12 protein-coding genes are annotated in these 16112 nt (G+C 72.9%); 4 read left to right on the top strand and 8 right to left on the bottom strand.

The genetic code is table 11. The features are described 5' to 3' along the window. Position 1 precedes the first annotated feature (1 nt). The 4 genes from K8640_RS04745 to K8640_RS04730 all read left to right on the top strand — a co-directional run bounded on the left by K8640_RS04745 (position 2) and on the right by K8640_RS04730 (position 9354). The gene (locus K8640_RS04745; RefSeq protein ID WP_223745978.1) at positions 2-1834 is read left to right on the top strand and encodes a sigma 54-interacting transcriptional regulator; all 1833 of its coding nucleotides are present in this window, start codon (positions 2-4) and stop codon (positions 1832-1834) included. Then, entirely contained in the window at positions 1831-6591 is a 4761-nt protein-coding gene (locus tag K8640_RS04740) for a protein kinase domain-containing protein (RefSeq protein WP_223745977.1), read from the top strand. The genes K8640_RS04745 and K8640_RS04740 overlap by 4 nt, the downstream gene beginning before the upstream one ends. A gap of 160 nt (positions 6592-6751) precedes the next feature. Next, complete coding sequence (locus tag K8640_RS04735; RefSeq protein WP_223745976.1) at positions 6752-8242, top strand: ADYC domain-containing protein; 1491 nt, start codon at positions 6752-6754, stop codon at positions 8240-8242. 35 nt (positions 8243-8277) lie between these two features. Then, entirely contained in the window at positions 8278-9354 is a 1077-nt protein-coding gene (locus K8640_RS04730) for an oxidoreductase (protein ID WP_223745975.1), read from the top strand. Here the strand turns inward: K8640_RS04730 and K8640_RS04725 are convergent. The 8 genes from K8640_RS04725 to K8640_RS04690 all read right to left on the bottom strand — a co-directional run bounded on the left by K8640_RS04725 (position 9317) and on the right by K8640_RS04690 (position 16087). Continuing rightward, the gene (locus tag K8640_RS04725) at positions 9317-10216 is read right to left on the bottom strand and encodes a MerR family transcriptional regulator (RefSeq protein WP_223745974.1); all 900 of its coding nucleotides are present in this window, start codon (positions 10214-10216) and stop codon (positions 9317-9319) included. The two genes, K8640_RS04730 and K8640_RS04725, sit on opposite strands and share 38 nt — an antisense overlap. Before the next feature lie 13 nt (positions 10217-10229). Continuing rightward, positions 10230-11096: a MerR family transcriptional regulator gene (locus tag K8640_RS04720; protein ID WP_223745973.1), complete on the bottom strand. Its 867-nt coding sequence runs from the start codon at positions 11094-11096 to the stop codon at positions 10230-10232. Next, positions 11093-11770, bottom strand: coding sequence for a lysophospholipid acyltransferase family protein (locus K8640_RS04715; RefSeq protein ID WP_223745972.1), 678 nt, complete (start codon positions 11768-11770; stop codon positions 11093-11095). The genes K8640_RS04720 and K8640_RS04715 overlap by 4 nt, the downstream gene beginning before the upstream one ends. Then, entirely contained in the window at positions 11767-12123 is a 357-nt protein-coding gene (locus K8640_RS04710) for a lycopene cyclase domain-containing protein (protein WP_046711043.1), read from the bottom strand. Before K8640_RS04710 ends, K8640_RS04715 begins: the two co-directional genes overlap by 4 nt. Further along, positions 12120-12500 carry a lycopene cyclase domain-containing protein gene (locus tag K8640_RS04705; RefSeq protein ID WP_223745971.1) on the bottom strand — a complete coding sequence of 127 codons (381 nt, stop codon included), beginning with the start codon at positions 12498-12500 and terminating at the stop codon, positions 12120-12122. Before K8640_RS04705 ends, K8640_RS04710 begins: the two co-directional genes overlap by 4 nt. Then, on the bottom strand, positions 12497-13624 hold the full coding sequence (locus tag K8640_RS04700; RefSeq protein ID WP_141330947.1) for a glycosyltransferase: 1128 nt from the start codon (positions 13622-13624) through the stop codon (positions 12497-12499). Before K8640_RS04700 ends, K8640_RS04705 begins: the two co-directional genes overlap by 4 nt. Before the next feature lie 82 nt (positions 13625-13706). Then, positions 13707-14630, bottom strand: coding sequence for a carotenoid 1,2-hydratase (locus K8640_RS04695; RefSeq protein ID WP_141330961.1), 924 nt, complete (start codon positions 14628-14630; stop codon positions 13707-13709). Further along, entirely contained in the window at positions 14630-16087 is a 1458-nt protein-coding gene (locus tag K8640_RS04690) for an NAD(P)/FAD-dependent oxidoreductase (RefSeq protein ID WP_223745970.1), read from the bottom strand. Before K8640_RS04690 ends, K8640_RS04695 begins: the two co-directional genes overlap by 1 nt. Positions 16088-16112: the final 25 nt, after the last annotated feature.

The following is a 16112-nucleotide window of genomic DNA, read 5'->3' as shown; positions in this document are numbered from 1 at the left end:
CATGGACGCCCGCTCGATGTCGTCCGCTCCGCCTCCCAGCGCCCGAGACACCCGTCCCCTCGGCTCCGGCCTGGAGTCCGCCGAGACGAGCGCCGCGTACCTGCTGGTGCTGGAGGGCGAGTCGTCGTGGCGCTTCCCCCTGCCCGCGGAGGGCGTGGTGCTGGTGGGGCGCGACGACAAGGCGGACCTGCGACTGAAGGACGAGAGCGTCTCGCGCCGACATGCGCGCATCCTCGTCACGGACGAGGGGCCGAGGGTGGTGGACCTGGGCAGCCAGAACGGGACGAGCCTCAACGGCCGGCCCATCGACGATGCCCGGCCGCTGTTGTCCGGGGACGTGGTCGCCTTCGGGGCGGTGGTGGCGGTGGTGCGCGCGCGGCATCGGCCCATGCCGGCGCGGCGCGCGTTGGACTCGGAGCGGTTGATGGGGCGGCTGCGCGAGGAGGTGGAGCGCGCGCTGCGGTATGGCCGGCCGCTGACGGTGCTGGCGCTCGCGCTCGGCGAGCCGGGGGGGCGCGAGCTGGTGGAGGCGGTGCTGACGTCGGAGGCGGGCCCGGCGGAGGCGGCGGGCTGGCTCGACGCGGGGCACCTGCTGTGGCTGTTGCCCGAGGTGGCCGGAGAGCCGGGTGAGGAGGGGTTGGGGGAGCGCGTGGAGGCGCTGCTGTCCGCGAGCCCTCGCGCTCGGCTGGGCGCGGCGACGTGTCCGTCGGATGGGTGTGACGCGGAGACGCTGGTGGCCGCGGCGCGCACGGCCGCGCAGACGGCGGCGCCGGGAGGCTTCGCGTCGGCGGCGGAGGGCGTCACGCGGCTGGCGCTGGCGGAGCGCGTGGTGCTGGTGGCGGACCCGGCGATGGCGCAGCTGTATGCGCTGCTGCGGAGGCTGGCGGCGAGCGAGCTGCCGGTGCTCATCCGCGGTGAGACGGGCGTGGGCAAGGAGAACGCCGCGTTCGCCGTGCACCATTGGTCCCGGCGTGCGGGTGGGCCCTTCGTTCCGGTCAACTGCGCGGCGCTGCCGGAGGGGCTGGTGGAGAGCGAGCTGTTCGGCCACGAGCGCGGCGCGTTCACCGGGGCGACCCATGCGCGCGTGGGGTTGTTGGAGAGCGCGCAGGGCGGCACGGTGTTCCTGGACGAGGTGGGCGAGCTGCCCGCGTCCGCGCAGGCCAAGCTGCTGCGCGCGCTGGAGGTGCGTCGCATCACCCGCGTGGGAGAGACGCGGGAGCGGCCCATCAACATCCGCGTGGTGGCGGCGACGCATCGGGATTTGGAGGCGGAGGTGGCGCAGGGGCGTTTCCGACAGGATTTGTACTTCCGGCTGGGCGCGGCCACGGTGCTGCTGCCGTCGCTGCGGGAGCGGCCTCGCGAGGTGCCGATGCTCGCGCGGGACTTCCTGGAGCGGGCGTGCGCGGCGCTCGGGCGCCCCGGGTTGGAGCTGGCGTCGGGGACGATGCATGCGCTGTCGCGGCATGGGTGGCCGGGCAACGTGCGCGAGCTGCGCAACCTGATGGACTACGTGGCCGCGGCGGTGACGGGGAACGTCGTGGAGCCGCACCATCTTCCGGCGCGCATGCTCGGCGGCGGACGGGGGGCGCCGGTGGGTGAGCCCGTGGCTCCCGAGGCGGCGCCCGTGGAGCTGTCCCGACGCGCGCGGTTGCCGCTGGCGCAGGAGATTCGCGAGCTGGAGCGTCGGCGGATGCAGGAGGCGCTGGAGGAGGCGGAGGGTGTGCAGACGCGCGCGGCGGCGCTGATTGGGATGCCCATCCGGACGTTCTCGTTCAAGTTGAAGCAGCTCGGACTCCAACCGCGGGCCCCGCGCCGGGGCCCACCGACGGAATGAGCACTCCGCCCGGGCTGCTGGAGCCGCCCCGCGAGTTCGAGGAGTACCAGGTGCTCCGGCCGCTCGGACGCGGGGCGATGGGACAGGTGTTCCTGGCGCGCGACACCCTGCTGGACCGGCTGGTGGCGGTGAAGTTCATCGCGACGCCGGCGGGGCGGTTGCCGGACGCGGGGGCCCGGGCGCGCTTCTTCCAGGAGGCCCGGGCGATTGCGCGCCTGCAGCACCCCAACGTGGTGGCCATCCACCGCGTGGGCGAGGTGCGCGGACAGCCCTATCTCGTGTCCGAGCTCATCCGGGGCGAGACGCTGGACACGCTGAGTCTGCCGGTCGAGGGGAGACGGCTGCTGGCGCTCGCCATCGGACTGGCGCGCGGGCTCGCGGCCGCGCATCGCCGAGGCGTCCTGCATCGGGACCTCAAGCCCGCCAATGCCATCCTCTCCGAGGACGGTGAGGTGAAGCTGCTCGACTTCGGGCTGGCGGAGGCCTGGTCGGGGGACAGGCGTTCGCACAGCGTGGCGCAGGAGGGGCCGCGCGCGACGCCGGATACGGACCGGGGAACAGGCTCCGAGCAGGGCACGCGCGTCGAGTCGACACGGGACGAGCGCCGTCACCTCGACTCGGACCGCGCTGTGCGCAAGCCGGAGGTGGAGACACGGCCGATGGCTCCGGCGGAGCCTCACGAGGGAGTACCGGCGTCGGTGATGGAGACGCGGGCTCCGGGCCTCGACTCGCCCGGGCAGCCCGCGATGAGTCCTGGCTTCGTCGAGCCGGAGCATCCTGGGAAGACGCGGGACCTCGGCACGCCAGCACATCCGTCGATGACGGTGGGACTCGATGCGCCGGCAGTATCTGCTCGCCCCTCGGAGCGCGAGACAGCTCCGGGACGCGGAGGGTTCGAGCATCCGCCAGCGGCGTTCGGCGTTGCGCCAGGCTTCGGCGAGCGAGTCGCTGAGTCACCGCGTCGCGTGATGAGCCCGGGCCTCGGCGCGCCAATGCAGCCCGCGAGCCCTGGCGACGACTCGGCGCCTGGAGGAGCCAGGGACGGGGTCGCTCCCGTGCATCGCGCGCCGCAGCTCACCGTGCCCGGTACGCCGCTCTATCTCGCGCCCGAGCTCTGGCGCGGCGAGCCCGCCAGTCGCGCCACCGACATCTACGCGATGGGCGTCATGCTGCACGAGCTGTGTACAGGCAGCGCACCCCATCAACACGTGCCCCTCGCGGAGCTGGGCCGCGCCGTGACAGCCGAGCGCCCACCGCTGCTCGAGGGACAACGGCTCGACCTGCCGGCGGGGTTTGCCTCCGTCGTGGACCGATGTCTCGCGCTGGAAGCAGACCAGCGCTTCGACTCCGGCGATGCGCTCCGGGAGGCCCTCGAAGCCCTGTCCCTTCCCGTGCAGGCGACGCCCCTGCCCTCCGGCAATCCCTATCGCGGACTGCGCGCCTTCGAGGCCGAGCACCGCGCGGTCTTCTTCGGCCGCGAAGCGGAGCTGCGTGAGGTGATGGACCGCCTGCGTGGCGAGCGCTTCGTATTGCTCGCGGGTGACTCCGGCGTCGGCAAGTCCTCACTGTGTCGCGCGGGCGTCCTCCCCGCGCTCACCGACCCCGGGAGTGACACGTCGTGGGACATCGTCTCGTGGACACCTGGACGGCGCCCCCTGGAGTCATTGGCGGTCGCGCTCGCGCCGATACTCGATGAGAGCCCGGATGCGCTGCTGTCACAGGTGGCCGACGAGGAGCCGGGCGCCCTGGCTCGCGCGCTGCGCAGACGCCGCAGGAGCTCCCATCCGGTGCTCCTGTTCATCGACCAGCTCGAGGAGCTCGTCACCTTCTCCGAGCTGACGCAGGCCACCCGACTCGCCGAGGAGCTGGCGCTCGCGCTGCACCGGGTGCCTCGCATCCGGGTGCTGGCCACCGCGCGGAGCGACTGTCTCACCCGACTGGTGGCCCTGCCGGGACTGGGCGACGAGCTGCCTCGCGCGCTCTACCTCGTTCGCGCACTGACGGAGCGCGGACTGCGCGACGCTGTCGAAGGGCCCGCGCGTGCGCTCGGCGTGGCCTTCGAGTCCACCGAGCTGGTCGATGCGCTCGTCACCTCCGCCACGCGCGCCGAGGGTGGGCTGCCTTCATTGCAGTTCGTCCTGGAGGCCCTGTGGGAGGCGCGCGACGTCTCGCGCGGCATCATCCCGATGGCGGCGCTGACCGCGCTCGGCGGCGTGGAGGGCGCGCTGGCCCGGCACGCGGACGCGGTGGTGGACCGGCTGAGACCCGAGCAGCGACCTCGGGCGCGGGAGCTGCTCCTCGAGCTGGTCACCTCCGAGGGGACCCGGCTGCGTCGCACCCGCGACGAGCTGCTTCGCGGGCCCGACGATGACACCGGTCGCGCGGTGCTGGACGGGCTCGTGCGCGGTCGACTGCTCACGGCGAGCGAGGCGGAGAGTGGCGAGGGCGTTTATACGCTCGCGCACGAGAGCCTGCTGACCCACTGGGACACGCTGCGCGGATGGCTGGGACAGGACGAACAGCATCGCGCCGTCCGCCACCGGCTCGCGCGCGCGGCGGCGGAGTGGGAGCGACTGGGACGTCCCTCGGAGTTGCTCTACGCGGAGCGACAGCTCTCCGAGGCCGCTGCCGCGAACATCCTTCCCGGAGCCGCCCTCCAGCAGGACTTCCTCGCGCGCTCCAGGCAGGTGGTGCGCCACCGCCGCGTCGCCCGCTGGGCGGTGGCCATCGTCGCGCCGCTCGCCCTGCTGGCGGTGGTGGCCGTCACCCGGGTCCAGTCGCGCGCGCAGCTCGACGCACGCATCTCCCAACACCTGAGCGAAGCACGGCGACATCACGACGAAGCACGCGCGAAGGATGCGCGAGCCCAGCAGATGAGACAGGACGCCTTCACCCTGTTCGACACGCCGGGCCCCCAGAATCGCGAGGCCGCCGAGGCGCTGTGGACACAGGTCCAGGAGGAAGAGCAGGCAGTGGAGACGCTCAGCCTCCGAGCGCAGGCCGCGCTCGAGACGGCGTGGGGACTGGACCCGGGAAGCACCCGGTTGAACGAGCTGCTCGCGGACCTGCTCGCGGAGCGCGTGGAGCGTGCGGACCGTCAGCGCCAGCCCGAGGTGCGTGCGCAGCTCCTCGCACGGCTCGCCGCCTATGACACCGGAGGACAGCGACAGCGGCGGCTCGATGCGCCCGCGCGAATCTCCCTCATCACGTCGCCTCCAGGCGCACGGGTGACCTTGCTGGATGCACGCGCTGGCTCCACATCGACACCGAGTGCGGAGCCCGCGAGCGAAGCGAACATCGCTCCAGTCAGCACGCGGTCAACGGCAGACAACGCGAACCTCGCGCCTCCTGCCTCGACACCGAGCATGGAGAGCCCGCGGCAGGCTTCCGCGAGTGATACGAACATCACTCCAGTCGGCACGCGGCCGACAGCAGACAACGCGGACCTCGCGCCTCCTGCCTCGACACTGAGCATGCAAAGCCCGCGGCAGGCCTCCGCGAGCGATACGAACATCGCGCCAGTCGGCACGCGGCCGACGGCAGACAAGGCGCACCTCGCGCCTCCTGCTTCGACGCCAAGCACGGGGAGCCCGCGGCAGGCTTCCGCGAGCGATACGAACATCGCTCCGGTCGGCACGCAGCCAACGGCAGACAACGCGGACCTCGCGCCTCCTGCTTCGACGCCAGGCACGGAGAGCCAGGCGCAGGGCTCCGCGAGCGAGTCGAACATCGCCGCGCGGTCTGGCCCCGCGGGCGCACCGCCGAATCAGTCCGCCACCACACTCCTCGGCCAGACACCGCTGAGAGACCTCTCGCTCCCCGCGGGCTCGCACCTGCTCCTCATCGAAGCGCCCGGCCGCGTCCCCGTGCGCGTCCCCGTCCTCCTGCGCCCGGGTGAATCCTTCTCCCAGGAACTCGCCCTGCCGGAGCCCCCCCAGGTCCCCGAGGGCTTCGTCTACATCCCGCCCGGCCGCTTCCTGCAAGGCGCGTCCGAGAGCGAATACCTGCGCCGCGCCTTCTTCTTCGCCCCACCCCTCCACGAAGTCGAGACCGGCGCGTACCTCATCGCCCGTCACGAGGTGACCTTCGGCGACTACATCGCCTTCCTCGAGACCCTCTCCCCCGAGGAGCGCGCCGCGCGCATGCCGGGCTCCCGGCGCCGGCTCACCGTGGTGGACCTGACCCGCGAACCCGATGGCCGCTGGCGCCTCAACCTGCGCCCCGCCTCCGCCAGCTACAGCGTCCTCGACGGCGAGCCCCTCCGCTATGGCAAGCGCACCCGCCGCGCCGAGCAGGACTGGCTGCGCTTTCCCGTGTCCGCCATCTCCTTCGAGGACGCCCTCGCCTACGTCGCCTGGCTGGACCACACCGGCCGCGTCCCCGGCGCCCGCGTCTGCACCGAGCACGAATGGGAGCGCGCCGCCCGAGGCGCCGACGGCCGCCGCTACCCCTCCGGCGACTGGCTCTCCCCCGACGACGCCAACCACGACGTCACCTACGGCCGCGAGCCCTGGGGCTTCGGCCCCGACGAAGTGGGGAGCCACCCCGGTTCTCGCAGTCCCTTCGGCGTGGATGACCTCGCCGGCAACGTCTGGGAATGGACCCGCTCCAGCGTGGACCCCACCAAGCCCTCCGCCCAGGGCGGCAGCTGGTACCAGAGCGACCTCACCGCCCACTCCGCCAACCGGGACCGCGTCGAGCCCACCCAACGCGAGGCCCTCACCGGCCTGCGCGTGTGCGCCACCCCTCGGCCCTGAGGCCCGGACGGCAAGCCTCGCCCGACCCCGGCAAGTCTTGCCGGCAGCCCTTGCCACCCCGACCCCGTGACGCACCGTGTGTCCCCTGCCCCGTCCATGGCATGCCGGATGCTCCACCGCGCCGCGTCTGGATGGATTGAACGAACCCGAGGTCCCTCGCATGAGCGCCGTCTCGCGATTGCTGTCATCCGCGCTGTGTCTGTGTCTGCTCGCCGCCTGCGAGCCCCTGTCCCCCCAGGAAGCCTCCCCCCAGCTCGCCGTCCAGGACTTCCGCGCCGACGGCGACGACTCCCACTCCCAGGGGACCCAGCTCCACGGCACGAGCATCGGCTCGTTCTTCTACGACCCCGCCACCGTCCTCTTCGAGAACGTCCGCCGCCCCGCGCTGCTGCGAGTCTTCCGCGGAGAGCTCGCGGCGAAGATGCCGCTCGCCGTCTCGGGCACCACCGCCAGCCTCAGCCCCTGCTTCCTGCGCGCCGAGTCGGGAGCGGCGCGCACCTGCGGCTTCACCGTGAAGGGCCAGGGCGTGTGCACTCCGGACACCGTCGTCACGCTCGACAGCGGCGAGTGCGCGGGCACCACCGGGAGCTGCACCGGTCGCCCCGTCCTGCGCGTCTGCGCGGGGGAGAAGCCCTGTGAGCACGCGCGCCAGGGCTACCTCGGCTCGTCCGAGGGCATCGTGAAGCCCGACCCCAGCTGTCCCCTCGAATGTCCCTCGGTGCGCTTCACCTGTCCCAAGAGCGGCATCTTCACCGTGCTCGCGGGGCCCTACCTCCCGGGGCAGCCCTGGAGCGCCTCGCCGAGGGCCAGCGGCGGCCGCTTCCCCGCGGAGCACAAGGAGCTGCGCGGCAAGCAGCTCATCGGCACGCAGCTGCGCAGCCTCTCGACGGCGCACTACAACTCCACGATTGAAGTCGTGGACGCCGTCAACGCCAACCAGGTCACCATCCCCGAGTCCCCCGGCATCTGGGACGCCACCGGCGCCACCTTCCTCTACCGCGTGCAGGTGACGCCCCCGTCCGGAACCACCGTCGACCTGTGCACGACGGGCGCGAATCCCGCCGTGGGCTGGGCCTGGGCCGTGCCCCTGGAGGGCTACTTCAACGCGAGCGGCGCGCGCCAGGAGACTCCCAACAGCTTCACCCTCGGCTGCGACCCGGGCGTGCTCGCCAAGTGCTACCGCTGGGGCTACAAGCCCTGGCTCGACGGCGCCTCGCCGGGCGCGGTGACGAAGGCCCACTGGGCCTGCACCCGCATGGCCCGCGCGGACTACTGCGGCAACGGCACGCCCTTCACCCAGGACGGCACCCCCATCCAGCCATGGGACGCCCTGACGCCCAACATCATCACCGCGCCAGAGGCGGGCGGCAGCTCCGACATGAAGTTCGAGGCGGGGTGGGACACGAACGGCCCCGCGTGCCTGAGCCACTGGCGCTGGAAGCACCTGCAGGCCGGGTGCGTGGAGCTGCAGCCCCCCATCGAGGACTCCGAGGGCAACGTCATCAACGACTGCCGCGACCCCAACAACGTCTCGACCACGTCCAAGTGCTCGCCCATCTGCGACAACGCGCAGGAGGCGGCCCAGCGCTACCAGAGCGTCGTCTTCAACAACTCCCAATCCAACGAATCGCTGGCCCCGCCCCAGCCGTGAGCTAGCCTCCCGTCCTCACGAGGAGGACTTCAGGGATGATGACGGGAGCCATCTTTCTGGCCGCGATGCTGTCGGTGGGGAGCGCGGGCATGCGGTGGGAGACCCAGCCGAGCCTCACCTCCGTGAGGCTGCGCGGCGTCAGCGCCGTCGACGCCCGCGTGGCCTGGGCCAGCGGAGACCAGGGCACCTTCGTGCGCACCACGGATGGAGGCCAGACGTGGAGGCCGGGCAAGGTGCCGGGCGCGGAGGCGCTGGACTTCCGGGACGTGGACGCCTTCAGCGCCACCACCGCGTACCTGCTCTCCATCGGCGAGGGCGACAAGTCCCGCATCTACAAGACGGAGGACGGCGGCGAGACGTGGCGGCTGCAGTTCACCAACACCACGCCCGGCGCCTTCTTCGACGGCATGGCCTTCTGGGACGAGCGCCACGGCGTGGCCTTCAGCGACCCGGTGCAGGGCCGCTTCCTCGTCATCACCACCTCCGATGGCGGCGCCACCTGGACCCCCTTCCCCGCGGAGGCCCTCCCGCCCGCGCTGCCGGGCGAGGCGGGCTTCGCGGCCAGCGGCACCAGCATCACCGTGCGAGCCCCCCGGCAGGCGTGGTTCGGCCTGGGCGGCAAGGCGGCCCGCGTGGTGCGCACCGCCGACGGCGGCAAGACCTGGAGCGTGGCGACCACGCCCCTGGCCACGGGCGACGGCGGCGGCATCTTCTCGCTGCTCTTCTGGAGCGAGCACGAGGGCATCGCCGTGGGCGGCAACCACCAGCGTCCCACGGACGCCACCGGCAACCTGGCCCTCACGAAGGACGGGGGCAGGACGTGGACGGTGCCCCCGGGAACACGGCCCGCGGGCTATCGCTCGTGCGTCGCGCAGGTGCACGGCGCGCCGGGCCCCACGCTCGTCACCGTGGGCCCGTCCGGCTCGGAGCTGTCCGTGGACGGCGCGCGCACGTGGATGCCCCTGGGCACCACCGGCTTCCACGCCGTCTCCACCTCGCGCTCGGGCAACCGCGTCTGGGCCGTGGGGGAGGCGGGCCTCATCGCCACGCTCCAACGCGCGCGGCCGTCCCGGGCTAACCCACCAGCCGCGCCCAGTCGCCCTCGGCGCTGAACAGCCGGGCGCCCAGCCGGTCCACCAGGCCCGCGTGGGCCACCGCCGCGGCGCCGCCCACCCAGACGGGGATGCCCGGGGGCAGCTCGCGCAGGACCTGGGTGAGCGTGGCCTCGAACACGGCCTCGCCGGGGTTGTTCACCGCCGACAGCCCCACCACGTCCGGACGCAGCCGCGTCACCGCGCGGCCCAGGTCCACGGCGGGCACGCGCTGGCCCAGCAGCGTCACCCGGTGGCCCGCGTGGCGCAGGCGCAGGGCCACGGCGAGCAGGCCCAGTTCGTGCTCCTCCTCCGGGAGGCACGCGAGCAGCGCGTGCTTGCGCCCCCCCTGCGGCGCCGCGTGCAGCAGGCTCACCAGCCGCGCGCGCACCACCTGCGTCACCAGGTGCTCCTGCGCCACCGTCAGCGTGCCCCGGTGCCAGCGCTCGCCCACCTCGCGCTGGAGGGGGGCCAGCACGCCCTCGAAGGCCTTGAGGGGGGGCAGCGCGGACAGCACCTCGTCCACCACCGCGGACACGCCGACCTGGTCATACGCCTCGGCCGCCAGCAGGGCCGCGTCGCGCCAGAAGTCCAGCCCCGAGCCCGAGGTCAGCGGGTCCTCCCCGGAGGCCACGCCCGCCGCGTCCAGCTCGGCGAGCAGTTGCGGCAGCATCTTCGCCGCCTCGCTGATGGCCACGCCCTCGTCGGTGAGCTTCTTCAGGCGCTTGAGCAGCGCCACGTCCCGCTCCGTGTAGACGCGGTAGCCGGCGGGCGTGCGCAGCGGCTGGAGCACCCCGTAGCGCCGCTCCCAGGCGCGGATGAGCTCCACCCGAACCCCGGACAGCTCGGCCGCGACGTGGATTCGGTAGGTGCGCTCGGCCATGGGGGCGGACGGTTCAGGGGCGATTCTGCGCGGTCCGCACCTGGTTCCAGAGGGCTATCAACTCCTGCGACGACTCGGCGAACTGCGCCCCGAGCGTGAAGACGGTCTTCAGGTGCTCGCGCGCGCCGGGCCCTCCTACCACGACCGACGAGAGGGCGCAGGCCTGCAGCGCCTCGGACAGCACCGTGAGGAACTCCTCCGGCGACCGCCCGTGGACGAAGGACAGCGCCACCAGGTCCGGCCGCACCTGCTCGCACGCCACGCGCAGGGCCTCGGCGGGGGTGTCCGCGCCCAGGAACGTGGTGCGCCAGCCCTTGCGCTTGAGCTGCACGGCCAGGCCCAACAGCCCCCCCTCGTGCGAGTCCCCCCGGGGACACGCCAGCAGCACCCGGGGCCCGCCGGCCGTGGTCTCCAGGCTGGAGAGCACCTGGCGCAGCCGCTGGCGGAGGTAGCCCGAGGCCAGGTGCTCGCGCGCCACGTCCACCCGCGTGGCCATCTCGCGCAACAGCGGCATGAGGAAGCCGTCGCAGTACGTGTCCACGTCCATGGAGCGCTGGGCCTCGTCCAGCACGCGCGACAGCTCGTCCTCGTCCAGCAGCATCGCGGCGCTCCAGAAGCGCTCCTGCAGCCGCTCCGCGCCGGGCATCGTCTTGAGCGGCGAGGACACCACCTGGGCGATGGCCTCGCTCACCGCCAGACCGTCCAGCTGGATGAGGCGGACGACGCGGCGGACGGCCTCCACCTCCTCGCGCGAGTACACGCGGTAGTTGTTGCCCTCGCTGCGAAGCGGCCGGGGGAAGCCGTAGCGGCGCTCCCACGCGCGCAGCGTCGCCTCGCGGACGCCCGTCAGGCGGGAGATGGTGCGGATGCGCAACATCATGCTTGGACTCCCCGGGCCGCGTCCCACCGCTCGGCCACGCCCCGCGCGCCGGACACCTTGCGCGTGAAGCCCTCCAGGCTCGTCGTCGTCATGAGCCGCTTCACCACCGTCTCCAGGCCTGTCTGGAAGACGGACAGCGGTCCGGGTGGATGCGGCGTGCCCACCTCCAACAACACGTCCGGCAGCTCGTGCTCGAAGAAGGCGTAGCGCACGCCGATGGGCACGCACTCCACCTTCGCCACCCGGGCCAGCATCTCCACGCCGCGCTCCAGCCGCAGGGGCAGCTCGCCGAAGGGACGGTGCTCGCCTTCGGGGAAGACATACAGCGCCGCGCGCGGGCGGCGCAGCAGCGCCTTGGCGTAGCGCAGCGACTCGATGGAGGACATCGCGTCCTTGCGGCGGATGCTGAAGGCGCCGATGCGCGCGAGGAAGCGGTAGCGCCGCAGGTTCTCCTCGTCCATGAGGCAGTACGCGTCCCACCCCGCCACGCGCGACAGCTGGTGCAGCATGAAGCCGTCCCACCAGTTGGTGTGGTTCAGGTACACCAGCCGCCCCGGCCCGGACGCCGGCAGCTCGCCGCGCACCCACAGCCCCCGGAACGCCGAGCGGAACTTCCACCCGATGTACCGGTCGAGCGCCCACCCGAAGGGGCCTCCCTTGGCCGCGGGAATCACGGCGAGCGCGCCTCCTTCTTCCAGACGAGCTCCGCCAGCCCCGTGAACAGGGCCAGCCCCAGCGACACCAGGACGCTGGTGATGACGAAGAAGAGCACCTCTTCCAGCGGGACGAGGCCCAGGTAGATGCCCAGGTGCTTGCCCTCGCCGAAGTTCCAGATGCCGGTGGAGATGGCCAGGTGGTCGGCCACCGCCAGGTACAGGCCCAGGATGAAGGCCGGCGGCAGCACCGCGCGCAGCACCGCGCCCGAGCGCTCCTTGTAGTGGCGCACGAGCACCACCAGCTGGAACGCGATGAGGGGCAGCGTCCACGCGAGCAGGTGGATGAGGTAGGCCCAGCGAGACTCCATCATGGCGACACCTCGCTCGGGGACAGCGCGCGCTCGGACGGCGCCGCGGCGGGGGCCTTCGTCTCGGCGGACGGAGCCTCCAGCGCGCGGGCCAGGCGGGCGCGGGCCCACAGGCCCACCAGCAGCGTCTGGAGGCCGAAGAAGAGGTACTCCTCCAGGGGCAGGTAGCCCAGCTTGATGCCCCAGATGCGCTCGGCGTCGAAGCCCCACAGGCCCCACTTCACGGCCAGGTTGTCCCACGGGGACGTGGCCGCGTAGACGACGATGAGGAGCATCCCCATGGGCGCCAGCGACCTGGCGGAGAAGGTCCGCCGGTAGCGCCAGAGTTGGATGAGGATGGGCAGTACGACGAACAGCCCGAGGAAACGTGCGTAGGTCATCCGGGTCCTCCCGTCAGCTCTGGCGACACGCGGACCATGCGGCCACCGCGCAAGAGGGTGTACGTCCGTCCGCGCCACGTCACCGTCCCCTGCCGGCCCAGTGAAACGGCGAAGGCCGCCAGGAGCAAGACTTCTCCCAGCAGCCAGTCCGTCCAGGCGCGGCCGCGTCCTGGGACGGGCCCCTGGGGCGCTCCGAGCACCCCGAGCCGGTGCGCCAGCGCCGCGCGCACGGCGACCAGCAGCGCCACGGCGGCGGACAACGCGGGCGAGCCCAGCAGCGCCGCGCACAGCACCAGCGGCACGGTGGGCGTGAAGAGCAGCGGCACGGTGGGGTACAGGCCGGGCCGGTGGCTCGCGAGCACGCGCATCCATCGCGTGAAGCGGGACAGGGGGATGTCCCACGAGCCCACCTCGCCCAGCGGCACCACGGCGGGAGCGGCGCTCAGCGCCACGTCGAGCCCGCGCGCGTGCAGGCGCTTGGACAACTCCAGGTCCTCGCCGATGTGGTCGGCCAGGGACTCGAGCGAGGCCCGGGCCTCGGCGGACAGGCCCAGGGCCTTGCCGCACACGGCCGGGGCGCCGGCGCTCATCGCGTGCAGCGCGAGGAAGCTGTGGTGCGTGTAGCGCAGCAGGCCCGCCATCGCGCGGCCCGCGCCGTCGCGCGCATCCACGGGGGTGGGCGCGGCGGTGCTCAGCGCGGCGCCGGCGAGCAGCGGAGCCACCAGCCCCTCCACCAGCGCGCCCGTCACCGCGACATCCGCGTCCACGGCGAGCACCACGCGCCCCTCGATGGGGAGGACCGAGAGCGCGTAGAGGAGGTGGCCCACCTTGCGGTTCGGGGTGAGCGGGTCGCTCGGCAGCCAGCGCACGTCCGGGCCGAGGCGCGGACGGTAGGGCGAGACGACCACCTGCTCCAGCTCACCCGCGAAGTCGATGGGGAGCGCGAGATTCTCCAGCTCGCGCGGAGTCGGCGCGTCGACGGGACGAAGCAGGAGCACGCGGGCCGTCGAGGGGGCTCGCGCCGCGCGACCTGTCCGCATGCGCAGGAGCCGCACGAGCGTCACCGCGCTGAAGCCCGTGGCGAGCACCGTCCACCCCAGGACCAGGAGCACCGGCACACTCATGCCGCCCTCCCGGAGCACGCGTGGCGCGTGGGCGTCATCGCGCTGAAGGCCGAGGCGAGCCTCATCCACCCCATCGGCACACTCATGCCGCCCTCCCCAGGCGCGTGCGGAAGTGGGCCATCCACCGGATGAAGGGCGAGTGGAACCGGCGGAAGTCCGCCACCTCGCCCATGCAGTCCAGCGCGCCCTTGCGAGCCTCCAGTCGCGCATAGAAGGGCGAGGACTCCAACAGCCGCGCCTGCCCCACCACCGTGTTGCCCGACTCCAGGCGCGAGGGCACGCGAAGGCCCCAGCCGGTGATGACCGTGGGCCGGGCTTGAGGCTCCTCGCCACGCTCGCAGCGCACACCGCTGGAACAGGCCGTCATCCGCAGCGGGGCCACGCCATCCGGCAGGTGGTAGTCCACCACCGTCGTGTCCTCGCGGTGCGTGCGCGCCCAGTGCCAGCCGGCGAGCCGCGCGCCCAGCAACTCCTCACCGTGATTCGTGTCGTGGTACCCCAGCCCCTCCGCCGTCACGCCGAGCGAGGACACCTCCAGCTTCGCCTTGGCGCGCGGCGCCAGGGCCTGCCAGTAGTGCGGCAGCTCGGGCATCAACCGCACCACCTCGCCCATGGGCGTCAGCGGCTCCAACGTGAGGCGCGCGCTGACAGGCCGTCCCCACGGCGCCGTCCAGTCGTCCACCTCCATCCGCACCGCGCCGTCCTCGCCGTACGTCAGCGTCGAGCGGCCGATGCGCAGCCGCCCCGGCGACTCCATCTGCGCGTGCGGGTACTCGCTGAGCACCCACAGACGACGCACGCCCTCGTGGTACAGCGCGAAGTTCACCGCGCTGTACTCCATCGGCCGTCCACCGCGACGCGCCGCCACCGAGTAGCGGGGCGAGAAGAGCGAGCCCAGCATGAAGATGCACACCGCGCTGAACGGACCCGCCGTCACGTCCGCGTAGAACCAGCGATAGGCCCCCGCCTCGCCGGGCAGCGCCGGAATGTCTCGCAAGGTGTTCATCATCCGCCCCTCCGCAGATGCGCGGAGGCCATCTCCGCGGCGAAGCGGCCGGACAGCATCACCAGGGGCACCCCACCGCCCGGGTGCGTGCCGCCGCCCGCGAAGAACAGGCCTGGCGTGTTGCCCCGGATGCGAGGACGCCGGAAGGGCCCCAGCTTGCCGTGGGGCAGGAAGCCGTAGATGGAGCCCCCCGGAGCCCCCTGCGCCGCCAGGTCCACCGGCGAGCGCTGGCCGATGACTCGCACCCGCCCCCGGAGCTCCGGGTGGTGCGCGAACAGCTTCTCGAACATCTGCGCCTTCACCCGCTCGCCGTGCTGCTCCCACTCGCGCGCGCTGGTCTCCAGCGCCCCAGGGCCGCCTGACAACGGCGGCGCGTTCACCATGACGAACAGACCCGTGCGGCCCACGGGGGCCATCGTGGGGTCCGTCGCGGACGGGTTGCAGAAGTACACCGTCGGGTCCGACGCGAGCTGCCCGCTGAACAACTCCCTGAACTCGCGCGGGTAGTCGCTGCCGAAGAGCACCGCGTGGTGCGGCAGCGGGAGTCGTCCCTCCACGTCCAGCAGCAGCACGAAGCCGGAGAGCGCCAGCGCCTCGCCCTCGCGCCGCAGCGACTCCAGCGGGTCCGCGTTCACCACCACGCCGTCGAACAGCGCGCCGTCCTCCTCCGGGCCCACGCGGTAGCCCTCGTGCGTGCGCTCGAAGCGGGCCCGCGTCCGCAGGTGCACCGTGACGCCCAGCCTGCGCACCGCGCGTCCCAGCGCGTCCACGAGCGCGCCCACGCCACCGCGCGCATGGTGGACACCGTAGGCGTGCTCGATGTGAGGAATCAGCGCGAAGGCCGCGCTCGCCTCGTACGGCGACGCGCCCGCGTAGGTGGCGAAGCGCCCCACGTACTGTTGCAGGTGCTCGGTGCGCAGGTGCTTCACCGCCAGGGCGTGCAGCGACGACAGCTGCATGCCCGCGAGCACCGCGCCGATGCCCCGCTTCGCCACGCGGCCCATGAAGCCGGCCATGCCCTCGAAGGGCGCCTCCAGGTAGGGCTCACCCGCGGCGGCCCAGATGGCGGCGGCCTCCGCGTAGAAGCCGCGGATGCCTCGACGCTCCGAGGGCTTCACGTCCCCCGCGCTGTCCGCGGTGCGCTCCACGTCCTTGTACGCGGTGAACGAGCACCCATCCGAGAAGCGATAGGAGCACTGCGGCTCCAGCTCCGTGAGCGGAGGCAGGAGGTCCATCGCGCCCAGCTGCTCGAAGGTGCCACGCACCAGGTCCGGCAGCGTCAACAGCGTGGGCCCGGTGTCCAGCGTCACGCCGTCCACGGTGACCGCCTGCGCCTTGCCGCCCAGTGACGCGCTGCCCTCGAACAGCGTCACCGCGTGGCCCTCCTTCGCCAGGAGCCCCGCGGCGGTGAGCCCGCCGATGCCTCCACCGATGACGGCGACCCGGGAGGCCCTCATGACCGCGCCTCCGGGCACTCGCGAA

It is taken from the genome of Myxococcus sp. XM-1-1-1 (genome assembly GCF_020037095.1).
Taxonomy (GTDB): Bacteria; Myxococcota; Myxococcia; order Myxococcales; family Myxococcaceae; genus Myxococcus; species Myxococcus fulvus.
This window is presented reverse-complemented; position numbering and strand designations above follow the sequence as displayed.